Source organism: Rummeliibacillus sp. JY-2-4R (genome assembly GCF_053847205.1).
The window spans coordinates 2,656,976-2,675,861 of sequence record NZ_CM132623.1 but is presented as its reverse complement, the minus strand read 5'-3'; the positions used below and the strand labels follow the sequence as shown (position 1 = coordinate 2,675,861).

Annotated in this window: 18 protein-coding genes; 15 read left to right on the top strand and 3 right to left on the bottom strand. The window is 35.8% G+C overall.

Annotated features, from left to right (window positions below; translation table 11 throughout):
* The first annotated feature begins 284 nt into the window (after positions 1-284).
* The 9 genes from ACWV26_RS13115 (at position 285) to ACWV26_RS13075 (ending at position 9,710) form a co-directional block, all read left to right on the top strand.
* Positions 285-923, top strand: a complete 639-nt coding sequence (locus ACWV26_RS13115; RefSeq protein ID WP_455895179.1) for a helix-turn-helix transcriptional regulator — start codon at positions 285-287, stop codon at positions 921-923.
* Positions 924-935: 12 nt separating this feature from the next.
* The gene (locus ACWV26_RS13110) at positions 936-1,748 is read left to right on the top strand and encodes a pyruvate, water dikinase regulatory protein (RefSeq protein WP_455895178.1); all 813 of its coding nucleotides are present in this window, start codon (positions 936-938) and stop codon (positions 1,746-1,748) included.
* Positions 1,749-1,982: 234 nt separating this feature from the next.
* A complete protein-coding gene (gene dnaG, locus ACWV26_RS13105; protein WP_455895177.1) occupies positions 1,983-3,812 on the top strand; it encodes a DNA primase in 1,830 nt (609 codons plus the stop codon).
* Positions 3,813-3,853: 41 nt separating this feature from the next.
* Positions 3,854-5,002, top strand: a complete 1,149-nt coding sequence (gene rpoD / locus ACWV26_RS13100; RefSeq protein ID WP_455895176.1) for an RNA polymerase sigma factor RpoD — start codon at positions 3,854-3,856, stop codon at positions 5,000-5,002.
* A 227-nt stretch (positions 5,003-5,229) separates the two neighbouring features.
* On the top strand, positions 5,230-5,790 hold the full coding sequence (locus ACWV26_RS13095) for a hypothetical protein (RefSeq protein WP_455895175.1): 561 nt from the start codon (positions 5,230-5,232) through the stop codon (positions 5,788-5,790).
* Positions 5,791-6,056: 266 nt separating this feature from the next.
* Entirely contained in the window at positions 6,057-7,196 is a 1,140-nt protein-coding gene (locus ACWV26_RS13090; protein WP_455895174.1) for an acyl-CoA dehydrogenase family protein, read from the top strand.
* A 142-nt stretch (positions 7,197-7,338) separates the two neighbouring features.
* Complete coding sequence (gene cccA / locus ACWV26_RS13085) at positions 7,339-7,722, top strand: cytochrome c550 (RefSeq protein ID WP_455895173.1); 384 nt, start codon at positions 7,339-7,341, stop codon at positions 7,720-7,722.
* A gap of 174 nt (positions 7,723-7,896) precedes the next feature.
* A complete protein-coding gene (locus ACWV26_RS13080; RefSeq protein ID WP_455895172.1) occupies positions 7,897-8,589 on the top strand; it encodes a tRNA (adenine(22)-N(1))-methyltransferase in 693 nt (230 codons plus the stop codon).
* A gap of 2 nt (positions 8,590-8,591) precedes the next feature.
* Complete coding sequence (locus ACWV26_RS13075) at positions 8,592-9,710, top strand: Nif3-like dinuclear metal center hexameric protein (protein ID WP_455895171.1); 1,119 nt, start codon at positions 8,592-8,594, stop codon at positions 9,708-9,710.
* A 117-nt stretch (positions 9,711-9,827) separates the two neighbouring features.
* Here ACWV26_RS13075 and ACWV26_RS13070 read toward each other — a convergent pair whose 3' ends face one another.
* Together ACWV26_RS13070 and vrrA are read right to left on the bottom strand one after the other, a co-directional pair.
* Positions 9,828-10,811, bottom strand: a complete 984-nt coding sequence (locus tag ACWV26_RS13070; RefSeq protein WP_455895170.1) for a 4-hydroxy-3-methylbut-2-enyl diphosphate reductase — start codon at positions 10,809-10,811, stop codon at positions 9,828-9,830.
* A 78-nt stretch (positions 10,812-10,889) separates the two neighbouring features.
* Positions 10,890-11,687 carry a VrrA/YqfQ family protein gene (gene vrrA, locus ACWV26_RS13065; protein WP_455895169.1) on the bottom strand — a complete coding sequence of 266 codons (798 nt, stop codon included), beginning with the start codon at positions 11,685-11,687 and terminating at the stop codon, positions 10,890-10,892.
* A gap of 161 nt (positions 11,688-11,848) precedes the next feature.
* On the opposite strand from vrrA, the gene ACWV26_RS13060 reads away from it, so the two are divergent.
* The 4 genes from ACWV26_RS13060 to ACWV26_RS13045 all read left to right on the top strand — a co-directional run bounded on the left by ACWV26_RS13060 (position 11,849) and on the right by ACWV26_RS13045 (position 16,794).
* Positions 11,849-13,147: a DEAD/DEAH box helicase gene (locus ACWV26_RS13060; protein WP_455895168.1), complete on the top strand. Its 1,299-nt coding sequence runs from the start codon at positions 11,849-11,851 to the stop codon at positions 13,145-13,147.
* A 17-nt stretch (positions 13,148-13,164) separates the two neighbouring features.
* Positions 13,165-14,055 (top strand): deoxyribonuclease IV, encoded by an 891-nt coding sequence (locus tag ACWV26_RS13055; RefSeq protein ID WP_455898254.1) that lies wholly within the window; start codon positions 13,165-13,167, stop codon positions 14,053-14,055.
* Between the two features lie 355 nt (positions 14,056-14,410).
* Positions 14,411-15,991 carry an amidohydrolase gene (locus ACWV26_RS13050; RefSeq protein WP_455895167.1) on the top strand — a complete coding sequence of 527 codons (1,581 nt, stop codon included), beginning with the start codon at positions 14,411-14,413 and terminating at the stop codon, positions 15,989-15,991.
* Between the two features lie 155 nt (positions 15,992-16,146).
* A complete protein-coding gene (locus ACWV26_RS13045) occupies positions 16,147-16,794 on the top strand; it encodes a hypothetical protein (RefSeq protein WP_455895166.1) in 648 nt (215 codons plus the stop codon).
* A 118-nt stretch (positions 16,795-16,912) separates the two neighbouring features.
* Here the strand turns inward: ACWV26_RS13045 and ACWV26_RS13040 are convergent, their stop codons facing one another.
* The gene (locus ACWV26_RS13040) at positions 16,913-17,158 is read right to left on the bottom strand and encodes a hypothetical protein (protein WP_455895165.1); all 246 of its coding nucleotides are present in this window, start codon (positions 17,156-17,158) and stop codon (positions 16,913-16,915) included.
* Positions 17,159-17,261: 103 nt separating this feature from the next.
* Here ACWV26_RS13040 and ACWV26_RS13035 point away from each other — a divergent pair, with 103 nt between their 5' ends.
* A complete protein-coding gene (locus tag ACWV26_RS13035; protein ID WP_455895164.1) occupies positions 17,262-18,035 on the top strand; it encodes a metal ABC transporter ATP-binding protein in 774 nt (257 codons plus the stop codon).
* Entirely contained in the window at positions 18,032-18,880 is an 849-nt protein-coding gene (locus ACWV26_RS13030; protein WP_455895163.1) for a metal ABC transporter permease, read from the top strand. Before ACWV26_RS13035 ends, ACWV26_RS13030 begins: the two co-directional genes overlap by 4 nt.
* Positions 18,881-18,886 lie beyond the last annotated feature (6 nt).

Genomic DNA, 18,886 nt, shown 5'->3' with positions numbered 1-18,886 from the left:
GCACAAAATTTTGTACCCGGGGACGAGTGCTAATGACCCGCGGTTCCACCCCGATTGATTACCAAAGTAATCCTCTTTATTCAAAAAGTAGCTCCCGGTTGCCTTTTTCTGATTTCGTGTAGACTTTCACCATCTCTACTCGCTTTCAAAAGTGAAATCATACTTATTGTCCGTTCATCGCTTATTCATATTGAAATCAATTGTAACATGCAATACTTTTCTTCGCAATAAATTCAAAAATAGTATATAATAATTAGGAATTGAGTATAACACTTTTTGAGGCGGTGAGTCCAATAGAACTCAACAAACGTCAGGAAGAGATCTTAGAAATTGTGAAGGGTAATGGCCCTATAACAGGGGAACAAATAGCTGAGCGTCTTTCACTGACTAGAGCGACACTTAGACCAGATTTAGCCATTTTAACAATGGCAGGTTTTTTGGATGCTAGACCGCGTGTTGGTTATTTTTACTCTGGTAAAAAGACAAACCAGGCAGTTGTCGATAGCATGACGAATATGAAAGTGAAAGATTTTCAATCCATTCCGGTTGTAGTTTCTGAGAATGTTTCTGTATATGATGCCATTTGTCAAATGTTTTTAGAAGATGTGGGTACATTATTTGTTGTAGATCATAATTCTTATTTAACTGGAGTACTTTCAAGAAAAGATTTACTTCGTACAAGTATAGGTAGTCAGGATTTAAATCATATTCCCGTACATATTATAATGACGAGGATGCCAAATATTGCATTTTGTTTAAAATCAGATAGTTTAATTCAGGCGGCACATAAACTCATTGAAAGACAAATTGATGCATTACCTGTCGTAATCGAACATCCAGATGGCTTGGAAGTCATAGGTCGTTTGACAAAAACAAATATTACACGTGCGTTTCTTTCGCTTGCTGAAAATCATGATTTGTGAGGTGATGCTTCCATGAATAATTTATCCGTATTTATCATTTCAGATTCTGTAGGAGAAACAGGTGATTTAGTAACAAAAGCTGCAATCAGTCAATTTAGACCAGGTATGCAGGATACTAAGTTACAACGTTTTCCACATGTCGAAAGTGTTGAACAATTATCGGAAATTGTTCAACTGGCAAAAGAGCAAAATGCAATAATTGTATACACATTAGTTAAAGAAACTATGCGTGATTTTTTACGTGATATATGCGAAGAAAAGGGAATTCCATCAGTTGATTTAATGGGGCCAATTATGGGGATGCTTGGGAAAACTCTAAAAGTTGAACCTTTGGAAGAACCCGGATTAGTTCGTAAATTAGACGATGATTATTTCAAAAAAATTGAGGCAATTGAGTTTGCAGTAAAATACGATGATGGTAGAGACCCTAGAGGGTTACTAAAAGCGGATATCGTATTAATCGGTGTATCACGAACCTCTAAAACCCCGCTTTCGCAATTTTTGGCACATAAACGTTATAAAGTCGCTAACGTACCGCTAGTGCCCGAAGTAGAGCCACCAGAAGAATTATTCTTGGTGGATCCGAAAAAATGCATAGGTCTCGTTATTTCTCCTGCAAAACTTAATAGTATTCGTAAAGAACGTCTACTTGCATTAGGTCTTGATGATAGTGCTAGTTATGCAAAACTTGACCGTATAAATGAAGAGATTACTCATTTCAAAAATGTAGTTAAACGAATTGGGTGTCAAGTTATTGATGTAACAAACAAAGCTGTTGAAGAGACAGCAAATGATATTATCCATCGCATTCATTCATCAAATTGACATTAAAAGTATGTTCTCCTCCTGTTTCAGGAGGTTTTTTTGCGTTTTTTCTGAAAATAATCAAAAAAATGATAGAATTTTGAAATGAAATGTTTTATAATAAAAAATTGTGGTAAAAATAATTACAAGGATTTTAGCCATACTAACTTAAATAAAATTTTTTTGTCGAAAAATGAAGGACTTTTAGGTAATTATCTCGAACATTAGTTACGAGCAAAAAAAGATGGTGATGGAATGGCGCAAAAAATACCTGAAGAGATGATTGAACAAATACGTTCAAAAACGGATATTGTTGACATAGTTGGCGAATATGTACAGTTGACAAAGCGCGGAAGAAACTATTTTGGACTGTGTCCTTTTCATGGGGAACAAACGCCTTCATTTTCTGTTTCTACAGATAAACAAATTTTCCATTGCTTTGGTTGTGGTGCTGGAGGAAGTGCAATTACTTTCTTAATGGATATTGAGAATATATCTTTCCAAGAAGCTACAGCTAAACTTGGTGACCGTGTCGGCATACATGTCGAAGTCTCATCATCACCAGAGCATCATACGCATCCAATTTCTGAAGAGGAAAGTCGTATGAAGGACGCCCATGCTTTTGCTGCTGAGTATTATCAACACTTGCTTCTAAATACAGAAGAAGGCGAGCAAGGGCTAAATTATTTGCAACAAAGAGGGTTTACACGTGAGGAAATTGAATCAAATGGTGTAGGTTTTTCTTTGCCCCATTGGGATTCATTAACTCAACTTTTAACACGTAAAGGCTTTAGCTTAGAAGAAATGGAACAATGCGGATTAATTATTAAGCGTGAGGACGGTTCGGGTTACTTCGATCGTTTCAGAGGCCGTGTAATGTTTCCTATTCGTGATGAGCAAGGCAAAATAATTGCATTCTCAGGTCGTATTTTGGATAGTGGCGGTGAAGATGCCAAATACTTAAATAGTCCGGAGTCACCGATATTCCATAAAGGACAAGTATTATATAACTTAGACCAAGCTAGACCTATTATACGAAAAGAACGCAATGTTGTGTTATTTGAAGGTTTTATGGATGTGTTATCTGCTAAAAGAGCAGGTGTTTTTAACGGTGTCGCATCTATGGGTACTGCTTTGACGGTACAACATATGACAAAGCTAAAACGTCTAACTGATCATATAATTGTTTGCTATGATGGTGATAAAGCTGGGTGGGAAGCTGCAAGAAAAGCTGCTGAAATGTTACATGCAGAACAATTAAATATTGAAGTTGCAGTTCTACCAACAGGTTTAGACCCTGATGAATATATACAGCAATTTGGTCCAGAAGCTTTTAAAGAAAAAGTAATTAGTGAACCACAAAGCTATGTCGCATTCATGTTGATGTATGCACGTAGAAGTAAAAATTTTCAATACCAAAATGACATATTGCAATATGTAGATGAAGCTTTGAATTACTTGGTTGAAGGAATTTCTCCCATTGAAAAAGAATTATACATCAAACAAATAGCAATGGACACAAGTATTACTGAAGAAACTTTACAAATGCAATTACGTCAAAAGGAAGCGCAGATAGCAAAAAGTTTTAATCAAAAAGAGTCTCAACCAAAAGCGCTCCCAATATCAGATAAGCTAACTCTTCAACAGAAACCACTCTCAGCGATCGATCGTGCGGAAAGATTACTCTTAGCACATATGTTACACAACATTGACGTTGCAGATAGAATTCGCCAGGAAGAGAAAGGAAATCCCTTTATACGGGATGATTATATGGCAATCTATATTCACCTAATCGGTTTTTATGAAGAATATCAAAAGGCTGATTATCAACGCTTTGCAGAAGTCATTGGTGATAGAGAGCTACGCAAAATTATTATGGAAGCTGCTCTTGTAGAGCGTGATCCGAATCATGCTGAGGAGGAAATTTCTGATTGCTTGAAGGAAATGAAGAAATTTATAATCAAGCAACAAATACAAGATAAAACACATGCTATAAAAGAAGCAGAGAAAATGCACGATCAGAGAAGTGCATTGCAGCTTTCACAAGAAGTTATTGATTTAACGAGATCACTATCGAAAGTGTAATTGTATTGTGGGATAGTGATTGTTAGAAGGAGGAAACACCTGTGGCGGACAAGTCTAAACGTTCAAACGATGTACAAAAAGTAAAAGTTGTTGAACATGAACATACATTAGAAGAAACAAAAAAATTCTTACTAGAAACAGGTAAGAAAAATGGTGAATTGACTTATGCGGAAATTGCCGATAAATTACAAACTTATGAAATGGAAGCTGACCAAGTCGAAGAATTCATCGAAAAACTTGAATCAAATGGCATTGAATTAGGTGGTAAGGATGGCGATGAAGAGAATCTAGATCGTCTTCTAAAAGGCAATGAAAATGAAGAAACGTTTGACTTGAATGATTTAAGTGTTCCACCAGGCGTCAAGATAAATGACCCCGTTCGCATGTATCTAAAAGAAATTGGTCGAGTTGACTTATTGAGCGCAGAAGAAGAAATTGCACTTGCTGAACGCATTGAGCAAGGTGACGATGAAGCACGCAAACGACTTGCAGAAGCCAATTTACGTCTTGTGGTAAGTATTGCAAAACGTTATGTTGGACGTGGCATGTTATTCCTTGATTTAATTCAAGAAGGTAACATGGGCCTTATAAAAGCCGTTGAAAAATTCGATTATCGTAAAGGGTTCAAATTCTCAACTTATGCAACTTGGTGGATTCGACAAGCAATTACTCGTGCAATTGCTGACCAAGCACGTACAATCCGTATACCTGTGCATATGGTCGAAACAATTAATAAATTAATTCGTGTTCAACGTCAATTACTTCAAGATTTAGGTCGCGAACCAACTCCTGAAGAAATCGGGGAAGAAATGGATTTAGCTCCAGAAAAGGTTCGTGAAATTTTAAAAATCGCACAAGAACCTGTTTCATTAGAAACACCAATAGGTGAAGAAGATGATTCACACTTAGGAGATTTTATTGAAGACTCAGAAGCGCAATCACCTTCAGATCATGCTGCTTACGAACTTTTGAAAGAACAATTAGAAGATGTATTAGATACACTTACAGACCGTGAAGAAAATGTTCTTCGTTTACGTTTTGGTTTAGATGATGGACGTACTCGTACACTTGAAGAGGTAGGGAAAGTTTTTGGTGTAACAAGAGAGCGTATCCGTCAAATCGAAGCGAAGGCACTACGAAAATTACGTCATCCTTCACGCAGTAAACGACTAAAAGACTTTTTAGAATAGATCTTTCCTTGGGAAGAAACTTTTAAAAAACTTCCTAATAAAAATATAGTGAATCAATATTTCTTGAAGTGGAATGGACGACAATTTGCGTTATGCATAGTCAATTTCGCTTCAAGTTTTTTCTTTAGAGTAGTATATAAAATTTTTAGGTATCCTGACATGTTAGGATGCCTTTTTTAATGGTAAAATGATGGATGAAAGTTGTTACTTAAGCAGGAGGTTAGGAAGTGAGCGATCAGAAGAAAGAAGTAATCCTTAATGAAATAATATTTTGGAAGAATAATAAATTACTACCTGAACATTACTGTGATTTTTTAATAACATTATATTCTGGAGGGATAGCAGAAGATTCAAAAGTTGAGGTAAGTGCAACGAATTCAATTTTACATACAAAAAGGGAAAAACATCATTGGAAAAAACTTTTAATATCTTTCTGTACTATTGTGCTATTCAGCTCGTTATTTGCATTTAAAGTACCTTTTGTTCTAATCCCATTAATACTTAGTGTTTGTACAATCATCTATTTATTGTTTTTAGCCTTCAAATATACTTCAACTAAAACAATTATGGCTACTTTTACATATGCAACTGTTGCATTATTGATATTAGGTGTCTCAATAAAACTTGTGAATATTATGTTCCCTGATAGATATTATTTTCTTTATGGAGTCCTCTTGGGGAATTGTCTATTATGGGCTATTTCTGGAAAGTTACTGAACTTAATTTATTTTAAAATTTCTGGAATCATAGGTTTCATCATTATCATTTTCTATATTGTATTTAAATGAGTCATATAATATTTGAATATAAAGTTTTTTATTTTAGCATGACAGCCCAGATAGGACTTTCGCACATATCAAGTGGTAAGGTTTATATTCAACATTATAGCTGTTTGGCATTACAATGGCTCATTAAATGTTCGCCTTTTTAACAATACATTAAATTATCAATTAAGAAGCTATTTACTTACATAAATAGCTTCTTTTTTCGACTTTATAACAATATTATTTTGTATAACGTATTTGTTTGTAAATTCAATTAGGGAGTGATATTGTTGAATTTTGAATTGAACGATGAGCAAAGAATGTTACAGAAGATGATTAAGGAATTTGCCGATGAAGTTGTGGCGCCTGGGGCAGTTGAAAGGGATCGTACAAAACGTTTTCCAAAAGAAATTTTTAAACAATTAGGCGAAATGGGAATAATGGGATTACCTTTTGAAGAAACTTATGGTGGAGCAGGTGCAGATACAATTAGTTTTGCAATTGTTACGGAGGAATTAAGTAGAGCTTGTGCATCTACAGGTATTACGTATTCTGCGCATATTTCATTAGGAGGTGCCCCGCTCCATTTATTTGGAACGAAGGAACAAAAGGAAAGATTTCTAACACCAATTTGTACAGGAGAATCATTAGGCGCATTTGGCTTAACAGAGCCAAATGCAGGTTCCGATGCAGGAGGGACAGAGACAACAGCAAGACTTGAAAATAATTCTTATACAATAAACGGTAGTAAAGTCTATATAACAAATGCGAGTTATTCTAAACATCTTGCGCTCACTGCAGTTACAGGTAGTTATAAAGGAAAAAAACAAATTAGTGCAATTATTGTGCCAACTGATTGTTCGGGTTTTACAATTCGTGAACCGTATGACAAAATGGGGTTGAATTCGTCAAATACTACCGAACTTTTATTACAGGATGTTCAAGTTCCGAAAGAATATTTATTGGGTATAGAAGGTCAAGGCTTTAAACAATTTCTGGCAACATTAGATGGTGGAAGAATTGGAATTGCAGCAATGGCAGTTGGTATTGCGCAGGCTGCTTATTCAAGATCTCTCCAGTATGCGAAGGAAAGAAAGCAGTTCGGACAAGCGATTGTCTCATTTCAAATAACACAATTTAAATTAGCTGACATGGCTTTGAAAATCGAATTAGCGCGTAATATGGTGTATAAAGCAGCCTGGCTCAAAGATCAACAAAAACCATTTACCAAGGAAGCTTCTATGGCAAAACTATATGCAACAGAAATTGCTATGGAAATCGCACGTGAGGCTATACAAATCCATGGTGGATATGGTTACATGAAAGAATTTGAAGTTGAACGTTATTTAAGAGATGCAAAATTGTTAGAAATTGGTGAAGGTACCTCTGAAGTACAAAGAATGGTAATAGCAAGGCAAATTGGGTGTTAAAGTAGTGAATTTGTTAAATTTGTCACAAACAAGCGAAAACTTGTACAGAAAGACTTTCGGTTTTTTGAAGTTTGAAGTACAATATTATTGTTGACTAATTCTATTTATACAAATAGATTGAACTTATAAGGGAGGTAAAATCATGAAAAAAAATCCAATTATTCCGTATATCTTAATTATGGCATTCGGTATTGGTTTAATCTTCTTCATGTCTGTCGGTGGAGCAGATAAAAAAGCCGAAATCGCCAAGAGCGGAAATGAAGCAAAAACTGAACAAAGTGCTGAGAAAAAAGGCGAAGCAGCTTCTGGTGGCAATGTAGATCCTAAAGCAATCGCACAACAAAAATGTATCGCTTGTCATGGTGGCGATCTTAAAGGTCAAGTAGGCCCAAACTTACATGGAACTGGATTATCTGAAGCAGACGTTAAAGGTATTCTTACAAATGGTAAAGGTGGAATGCCAGCAGGTTTAGTTTCAGGTGCTGAACTTGATGCTATGGCTAAATATATTTCTGAATTAAAATAATTTTAATTCTAATATATGTTTTCCAAAGGGACTGTCTTAAAAGTGAAATAATCACTTTTAAGGCGGTCTTTCGTTTGTAAACGCAACTTTTTATATAATGAACATAAAAGTCATATCTTAATGCAAAAAATACTGGGAATGGGTACAATATTTTATAGAAGGAGTGTTCGTTACATGAATGCGCAAAAATTATCTAAACGACTTGAACGAGTAGCATCATTTGTACCTCAAAATGCAAAGGTTGCAGATATTGGTAGTGATCATGCATACTTACCATGTTATTTAGTCTTAAAAAGCCAAGTAATTGGTGCAATTGCCGGAGAAGTCGTAAAAGGCCCCTATGAATCAGCATGTCGCGAAGTGCAACAAGAAGGATTGCAAGATGTTATCTCAGTACGTTTAGCTGATGGTCTGCAAGCTATTGAACAAAATGATCAAGTAACAGTCGTTACGATAGCTGGGATGGGCGGTCCACTAATTTCCTCTATCTTAGAAAAAGATAGTTCCCGATTGTCTGGGGTAAAACGCTTGATTTTACAACCAAATATACACGCCATTGCAATCCGTGAATGGTCAAAAAATAACAATTGGAAAATAGTAGATGAGTCTATCTTGAAAGAAGATGGCAAAATTTATGAGGTACTAGTGTTAGAACCAGGTACAGAAAACCTAACTGAGGAAGAACTTTTACTAGGTCCAATCCTTATGAAACAACAAAATGAAGTCTTCAAAGAAAAATGGGAGCGCGAAATTGCACAGTGGCAAAATGTTTTAAAAGCGCTCGAAAAAGCAGATCAATCGGCTGATGTAATGGAAAAAACTAAAGAAATACAGCATCGTATTGAATTGGTGAAAGGGGTTCTTTAACAATGAAACAAACAAATGGACAAGAACTTATTCAGCTCTTTGAATCATGGTCTCCAAAGAAAATCGCAGCAATGGAAGGTGATCCAATAGGGTTAGCCATTGGCACTTTAAATAAATCAGTGTCAAAAGTTTTAGTTACATTGGATGTCAACGAACAAGTTGTGGATGAGGCAATTGAAAATGGTTGCGAATTAATCATTGCACATCACCCCCCAATTTTTAGAAAACTTCCAAATCTCCGAACAGATACACCACAAGGCAAATTGCTCGAAAAATGCATCAAGAATGATATCGCAGTTTATGCTGCACATACTAATCTAGATGTAGCAGATGGGGGTGTAAATGATTTACTGGCTGAAGCATTACAACTAAAAAATTGTGAGGTGCTTGTACCTACGTTTACAGAAAAAATGTATAAGTTAGCTGCCTTTATTCCTGAAAACCATGCAGAAACTTTACGCCAGGTATTAGCAGGTGCTGGAGCCGGAAAGATTGGTGATTATGATTCATGTAGTTACACACTCTCTGGACAAGGGAGATTTAGAGCATTAAATGGTGCTCAGCCGTTTACTGGAGAGATTGGAAAATTACATGTTGAAAAAGAAGTGAAAATAGAGGTAGTCGTTTCAGATAGCAATAAAAATAAAGTATTAAGAGCCATGTTAAATCATCATCCATATGAGGAACCAGCATATGATCTATTTGCTCTCGAAACACCTGCCAAAGAGATGGGCTTAGGAAGAATAGGTAAAGTTGATCCAATGACTTTAAGAGATTTTGCTGAACATGTGAAGAAAACATTACACGTACCTAAAGTTAGAGTTGTGGGAGATTTAAATTCTAAAGTATCAAAAATTGCTGTGCTTGGTGGTGATGGAAACAAATACATTTATGCAGCAAAACGAGCAGGTGCTGATGTATTTGTAACGGGGGATATGTATTTCCATGTAGCACAAGATGCAGAAAGTATAGGATTACATATTGTCGATCCAGGTCATCATGTAGAAAGCGTTATGAAGGCTGGAGTGGCAGAAAAAATGACTTTGCTTTGTGCAGACCATAAAATAGATTGCACATTCATCCCTTCTAAATTATCAACGGAACCTTTCCAATTTTTATAGAAAATATAAAAAAGAGCAACTAGTGGTTTTTTAATTGAACCATGTAGTAGCTCTTTTTTATATAAAAAAACTCAAAAATTAACATCTTCTTTTATTAAAGAAGATGAATGAGTACTATTATTTTTCAGCTAAATTATAAGGCAAAATTTTCTTAACTGGTGTTGGCTGTTTAATCTTAGGTAAAATTTTATTTAAAGTAACAGAACGGTCTAAATGATGTGTTGTTGGTTCATTTGGATCGTATTGTTCTAAGAATTTAATAACCTCTTTTACAATTGGCGTTGGAGTTGAAGCACCAGCTGTTACACCGACTGTATTTACACCCTCTAGCCATTCTAATTTAAGTTCAGATAAATCGGCAATACGATATGATTTCGTATGTGCTATTTCTTCAGATACCTGAGTTAAGCGATTCGAGTTATTACTTTTAGGATCTCCAACTACAATCAATAAATCCGCACCACCAGCTTGTTTAGCTACAGCTTCTTGGCGAACTTGAGTTGCTAAGCAAATTTCCTTATGGACTTCAATATTTTGAAATTTTTCTTGTAAATGATCCATTAAATGTGATACATCCCATTGACTCATGGTTGTTTGGTTTGTGACTAGAATTTTATCTCTTGTTAACCGTAGTTGATCGATATCTTCAATATTTTGAACCAGGTGTACATGACCAGGTGCAACGCCAATAGCGCCTTCTGGTTCCGGATGCCCTTTTTTACCGATATAAATTATATCGTAGCCTTCCTTAGACTTTTCTTCTATTAAGCTATGAGTAACTGTTACATCAGGGCATGTTGCGTCAATAGAAACTAGCCCTTTTCTTTTAGCTAATTCACGTACTTCAGGAGAGACTCCGTGAGCCGTGAAGATAACAGTACCCTTATCTACTTTTTCTAATATTTCTAAGCGGTTTTTACCGTCTAATGTGATGATGCCGTCTTGTTCGAATGCATCGGTTACGTGTTTATTATGGACAATCATTCCAAGAATATATATTGGTCTAGGCAATGATTTGTCTAAGGCTGCATTTCGTGCAATAACCATAGCATCTACAACGCCATAGCAATAGCCTCTTGGTGTGATTTTAATGACTTGCATGATTCGAACTCCTTTCATTGCTCGCTATCCTTTATTATAACGGACTCCGAATACTAATACAAAATAATCGAATACTCGTTATAATGGCGGTTGGAAAATTCTAGGCATTGAAGGGCGAGATTCTAGTGTATAGGTAGGTGTTTTGGTTTGCTCTTGTTCTTGTTCTTGATTAGTAGGTTGCGGTCTATTGCCGCCAAATTTAAATTTCATAGCCCCTCTTTTTGATCTTGTGTTTTCTTGTTTTTGCGCTCCTTGGTCATTATTGCTAGGTATGGATTGGAACCCTTTATAAAGTTTATAGAGTGCAGGAAGATTTTGGAACATAGGTGAAAATTGTTTGACCATAGGAGAAAATTTCTGAGCTGTTGAAAATAATTGATCAGCTGTTTTTAAATATTGATCAATTTTTGAAAAACCTCCGAACATATTTGCCGCCCCTGCTACATTGCTCGCTGCATTACCAGCCGCGTTTGCCGCCCTAGCTGCCCCTGCTACGTTGCTTGCCGCATTACCTGCCGTATTTGCCGCTCTTGCCGCCCCTGCTACATTGCTTGCTGCATTACCAGCGGCCCTTGCCGCTCTTGTCGCTCCTGTAAAGTTATTTGCGGCTCTTGCCGCTCCTGCAAAGTTACCTGCAGCTCTAGGGAATTCTTGTGACATTCCGGCAAAATTATTTGCCGCTCTTGCGAAAGATTGTGCCCCCCCTGCAAAATTTCTCATATTAGGCATTGCTCTAGGTAAAGCTTGAGGTATACCACCAAAATTGCCCATTGCTCTTGGAGGAATAGGCATTGGGCGCATCATTTGTTGCATTGCATATGGATTAAAGTTCCCAGGAAATTGATTCCCATAAGGGTAAAAAGATGGGTAAACCATAAGATTCTCCTTTCGTATTGTCAAATTGAACACTAAAAACATGTTGGAAAAATCGCCGTGAGGAATTGACGAATGTTCTATTAATAGTTATGATATGCAAATGCTCAACTTAATGTACGAATCGTGTTACAATGAGTGAAGGAAGTAAGGAGGGACAATTTATGTCCAAATATACAGATTACAATTTTCAGCCCTTTTTAAGAAATGCAATTGAAAACTTAGGTTTTACAGAACCAACACCAATTCAAAAAGAAATGATTCCACTTATTCTAAAAGGAAAAAGTGCAATAGGACAGGCACATACGGGAACAGGTAAAACACATAGTTTCCTAATCCCAATTGTTGAACGTATCCGTCAAGACAAACAAGAAGTGCAAGCTGTTATTGCTGTACCAACTCGTGAATTAGCTACACAAATCAATGTAGAACTACACAAATTAATCGAAGAAACTGATATCCAAGCAAAATTGTATATCGGGGGTACTGACAAACAACGCTCAATCGACAAACTAAAAACACAACCTCAAATTGTCGTTGGTACACCAGGACGAATACGTGATTTAGTGAACGAAAAAGCGTTACTTGTGCATACTGCTAATATTTTAGTCATTGATGAAGCAGACCTTGCTTTTGATATGGGCTTTATCGAAGATATTGATCAATTTGCATCTCAAATGCCAGAGACTCTTGAAATGTATGTTTTTTCAGCAACTGTTCCAGAGAGTTTACAACCGTTCCTAAAAAAATACATGGCTTCACCAGTCCATATTCATATGGATGATAAGAAACCAGTAGCAGAAAACTTAGATTTTTATCTAATTCCAACACGAAGTAAATCAAAAAACAGTAAGTTATTAGAAGTAATGAATGCCATTAATCCATACTTGGCAATTATTTTCACCAATACCAGAAAACAAGCTGAATATGTTGCAGATTTTCTATCTAATAACGGACAACGTGTAGGACGTATTCATGGTGATTTATCACCTCGTGATCGTAAGAAAATGATGAAACAAATCCGTGATCTTGAATTCCAATATATCGTAGCAACAGATTTAGCAGCGCGCGGTATCGATATTCCTGGGGTCAGTCATGTTATCAACTATGAATTGCCTCAAGACCTTGAATTCTTTATCCACCGTGTAGGACGTACTGCTCGTGCAGGAAATAAAGGACTTGCTATTACAATTTTTGATCCATCTGAAGAAGATGCAATTGTACGCGTTGAGAAAATGGGAATTCCTTTTGTACAAAAGGATATCAAAAACGGTGAAATCATTGATATGAAAGAGCGACATGCACGTCAAAACCGCGAGAAAAAAGTCGATGAAATTGACCAAATCGCAAAAGCACGTGTTCGAAAACCGAAAAAAGTTAAACCAGGTTATAAACGTAATATGCGCTGGGAAATGGATAAAATTAAAAAAGCAGAAAGACGTAAACGTAATCGTCAACGCTAGGAGGAATATTGATGGACTTGTTAATCGGTTCTCATGTTTCTATGAGTGGGAAAAAGATGCTTCTTGCTTCAAGTGAAGAGGCTGCTTCATATGGTGCATCTACGTTTATGATCTATACAGGTGCACCTCAAAATACACGAAGAAAAGCCATTGAAGACTTGAATATAGAAGCAGGTCTCAAACATATGAAAGAGTATGGATTATCTAATATTGTTGTACATGCACCTTATATTATTAATATCGCAAATACAACTAAGCCGGAAGTCTTTGCACTTGGAGTAGAATTTCTTCAAAAAGAAATTGAAAGAACTGCTGCTTTAGGTGCAACTCAAATTGTATTACATCCTGGTGCTCATGTAGGGGCTGGCGCAGATGTGGGTATTGCGAAAATTATCGAAGGATTAAATGAAGTTTTATCGCAAAATTTTCCTGTACAAATCGCCTTAGAAACAATGGCTGGTAAAGGATCTGAATGTGGTCGTACATTTGAAGAATTAGCTAAAATAATTGATGGGGTTACAAATAACGAACGCCTATCAGTATGCTATGACACATGCCACACACATGATGCAGGATATGATATTGTTAATGATTTTGATGGTGTTTTAGAACATTTTGATAAAGTAATTGGACTTGATCGTATTAAAGTGCTTCACATAAATGACAGTAAAAACGAAAAAGGCGCAGCAAAGGACCGCCATGAAAATATTGGCTTTGGTCATATTGGCTTCGACGCTTTAAATCGAATCGTTCATCATGAAGCTTTTACACAAATCCCAAAAATACTTGAAACGCCATGGGTAGGAACAGATTCTAAAAATAAAAAGGCTCCATATGCATACGAGATTGAAATGTTCCGCACAAATAAGTTTATGCCAGAAAAAATTGATGCATTACGTGGGGAATAATTAAATCGTATTTTCGAAAAATATAAGATAAATTTTTGGAAGAGGTTTTGATAGTTAGCGTTTCAAAAATATTTACCTGAAGCTCACCTAGAGTAGTGTAGGAGATTAAATAACAAAAGACAGCTTTTACCGCAAATTTGTGGTTGAGCTGTTTTTTTATGAATTAAATATAGGTGGAACTTATTCTGTTAGAAATATATATTCATGGTTAAATATTCTTAAACAAAAACCCAAATTCATGCTCCTAAAACGCCCCTTGAAGAATGAAATGTGAAATAGCATAATTAAAAGTAAGAATAGTCTATTTATTCAATCGGTTAAAGATAGAAATGGATATAAAATAGGGGGCAATTAGATGAAAAAGCTTTGGTATGGTGGAACAATTTATACGATGAAACAAGAAGACGAAACTGTAGAAGCAGTATTAGTTGAAAATGATAAAATTATTGCTGTAGGTTCAAAAGATGAATTAAAAATAAATGCAGATGAATTAATTGATTTACAAGGCGCTACAATGTATCCAGGTTTTGTGGATAGTCATTTACATATGATTTTCACAGGTCAAAAACTTCTTCGTCTAGATTTGTCAAATGCTAAATCTTTTGAGGAATTGTTAGAAATGATAAAAGTAGCAGCAAAGAATACGCCAGATGATCAATGGTTGTATGGGGAATCATGGAATGAAAATAATTTCCCCGACAAGCGAATTCCTACCAAAGACGAACTAGATGCTATCCGCAAAGGACCTATTTTATTAACTAGAGTATGCCATCACGTTATCTTATGTAATAGCGAAGCGCTTGAAGCTGGAGGGATATCACAGCAAAGTGAATCACCAGCTGGAGGAGAAATTGGTAGAACAAAAGAAGGAAAATTAAATGGTCTGTTGTATGATCGAGCTTCAGAACTCGTTACAAACGCAATTTCAAAAGAAGGAGAAATCTATATTAATTCCCTGACAAAAGCACTTAACCTTGCTGTAGATACGATGTTATCATATGGTTTAACAGGTGGCCATACAGAGGATATGCATTATTTTGGGGGATTTTTGAATCCGTTAACTGCATTTAGAAGAGTCATAGGTGAAAAACATCATTTTAGAGTAGATTTACTTCTGCATAACGCGGTATATAAAGAAATGAAGGAAGCAAACCTAGAATTTGACGAACCGTTTATTGAACCAGGTGCGATGAAAATATTTGCAGATGGAGCACTTGGTGGTTCAACCGCAGCACTTTCCAAACCGTATGCAGACAATCCTGAAAATAGTGGATTACTCATTCAGACTGATGAAGAGCTTGAGAACCTTGTAAAGCTTGCACGTAAATATGATGATGTCATTGCTGTGCATATGATTGGTGATGCTGCCGCAGAACAGATTTTGAATGTCATTGAAAAATACCCAAGTCCTAAAGGAAAACGAGATCGCTTAATTCATGGGAGTGTTTTACGTAAAGATTTAATAGACAGAATGGCAAAACTACCAATTGTGGTTGACGCGCAACCTGCCTTCGTTTCATCTGATTTCCCATGGATTATTGATCGTCTAGGAGAACAACGACTAAAATATGTATATCCATGGAAATCACTCTTAGACAATGGAGTGATGTGTGCTGCAGGAACAGATTCACCAGTTGAAGATGTTAATCCATTAGTATCGATTTATGCAGCTGTAGAACGTAAAAAGCCATATGAAAAAGGCGATGGGTATATCCTTGAGCAAAAATTAACCCGCTATGAAGCAATACGCATGTACACAGTTGGTAGTGCACAAGTGATTAGCAAAGAAAATGAACGAGGGTTAATTAACCCAGGATATGTAGCTGACTTCTCCATCTTTGACCGTGATTTATTCGATGGGACATCAGAAGAGATGCTAGAAGCAAAAGCCGTAAAAACAGTAGTTGCTGGTCGAGTTGTATTTGAAAGAGAATAATCAAAATTTATATAGAAGCAGCTTGGCAAACTAAAGTTTGTTGAGCTTTTTTAAGTTTACCTTTATTGATGGAGTAGGAAAAATATATATTAGGAAATCAAAGATAATTTCCTAGTTGACCAGAATTACATAATAGAACCAAAAGGGAGTAAACAATGAAAAGATTAGGATGCTTACACGCGCATTTTTCAAATATTAGCTATATTGAAGAAGCCTTATCAAAATACTCAATAGAACTGCAGCATTTTGTTGATCCTGGATTAATGATGAGAATGGCAAATGATTCAAACTTCACAACTGCAGAGGCTAAAAATAAAGTAAAAGAACAAATTAATTGGATTGCCAAAACTGGCGTAGATGCCATACTCATTACTTGCACAAACTACATCGCTCTTATAGAGGAGAATAGTTTTTGGAATGTTCCCGTAATTAAAATTGATGAACCATTTTTTAACGCATTTTCTAAACTATCGAATCCGCGTTTTTTAATTTTCACCAACCCAAAGACAATAGAAGGTACTACGAAACGGCTTAATCAACACCTGCAAAAAATTAATGCCCCAAATGACTATAAAGTTGTGGTTATTCCTGAGGCATTTGAGTATTTGATGAATGGGAAGATGAAAGAACATAATGATATGGTTGTTAAAAGTTTAACGAAACTTTTTAGTCAAAACAGTGGTTCTTTTGCAATTGGACAACTTTCGATGGTGGAGGCGGGGGAAAATATTGATATTGAATTATTAAACCTTTTAGATCCATTGATTGAAGAAATACTGTCAGAAATGCAACTTATGCAATAAAAATTTAAATCATTATGAAATAACACAAGTGCATCTATGAAAAGGTAGGATAGATAGTGAGGGGATAATCTGATACCTAATCATAGACACACCAATAAAATCTGTTTAATTATCTTCTTTACATATATTTACTATATTTGCCTAGTAATTCTTTCGTTTTCTTCTTTCCGAGAATTTTTTCGATTTCTTTCATTACATGGTCTGGAATTCCAGTTAGGACCCATTGGAACGAAAACGATGAAAGAAGTGGCCGTAGTTTTTGTATTTCTTTTTTCGAAAGTGGAATCTGATAAGTTTGGGCATATTCTGCAAGCTCCTTATCTGATTTGCGATTAATTTCGCTAATTAATGCAAGATAATCCATTTTCTCATCCTCTCAGGAGATTGTTCTTTACAAAGCGCCTTCAATCTATTATACTAACTTTCTGTAAATCGTAATGATTATGAATTAGAAAGAAGAGAAGTTTATGGCGCAACAGCCGTTAATTGAATTACAAGACGTTGCATTTCAATATGAATATACGCAAGTGTTATCCAATATCTCTTTAACTGTTAGAGAAGGCGATTTTTTAGCGTTACTTGGCCCAAATGGCTCTGGAAAATCGACATTGTTGAAAATTATTTTAAGTCTATTAAAACCTACAAAGGGCTCTGTAAAGTTATTTGGTCAACCAAGTTCATCATTTAAACATAGAGAGTGGATTGGTTATGTTTCTCAAAAGTCCAATTCATTCAATTCTGGATTTCCTGCAACAGTAAGAGAAGTTGTAGCGAGCGGGCTTACTAAAAAAATCGGCCTATTTAAGAGAAATTTACCAAAACAGCAAAAGAGTATAATGGAGGCTTTACAGGCTGTTGGCATGGAGCAGTTTACTAATCGTAATATTGGTGAACTTTCTGGTGGCCAGCAACAACGTGTCTTTATTGCAAGGGCACTTGTTGCTAAACCAAAATTGCTTATTTTAGATGAACCAACCGTCGGAATTGACCACGAAAATGTGCAGTCATTCTATGATATGCTAACTGATTTAAATGAGCAACTTAATATGACAATGATCTTAGTAACACATGATGTTGATACAGTCTCAAACACGATTAGCCATGTTGCTTGTTTAAATCAAACAATCCATTTTCACGGGTATAAAGACGATTATGAATCCTTATCCGATGATCAGTTAAATGCATGGTATGGCCATTCTGTGCGCAAAATTCATCATGATAATAAGGAGAAACAAAAATGATTGCATCTATTTTACACTATGACTTTTTGCAGAATGCTTTTTTATCAGGAATAATTATAGGTGTGATCGCACCACTATTAGGTGTTTTTATTGTTGTGCGTCGTCTTTCTCTTATTGCTGATGCATTAAGCCATGTCACTTTAGCTGGGATTGCTGGCAGTCTATACTTAAGTCAAAATGTTCTATCACTCGCTACTTTAAACCCAATTTATCTAGGGATTTTATCTGCTGTTGGGGGCTCTGTGTTTATAGAAAGACTCCGTAGATTATACAAACACTTTGAAGAACTGGCTATTCCCATTATCATGTCTGCAGGACTTGGCATGAGCGCAATTTTTATCTCTCTTGCACAAGGGTTTAGTACAGATTTATTTAGCTACTTATTTGGCTCCGTTTCAGCAGTAAGTAGACAAGATTTATGGATTGTACTAGGAATTGCAGTGTTGGTTATACTGTTTATTTATATTTTTTATAAAGAATTGTTTGTTTTATCTTTTGATGAAGAATATGCCAAAGCAAGTGGTATACCGGCGAAAAGTGTCCACTTATTATTTATGATTGTGACAGCTTTAGTTATTGCTGCCAGTATGCGAATTGTTGGTATTTTACTTGTATCTTCACTAATCACATTACCAGTTGCTGCAAGTATTCGCATCGCAAAAAGCTTTAAGCAAACCATTTTCTTTGCTATTTTATTTGGCGAGTTAGCAGTAGTAATTGGATTGTTTACAGCTTTCTATTTGAATTTGGCACCAGGTGGTACAATCGTTGTAACATCAATTTTAATATTACTACTTGTAATAATTGGAAAGAAAGTTGCTCTGGCTATACTTGCAAAGGATTGAAGGGAG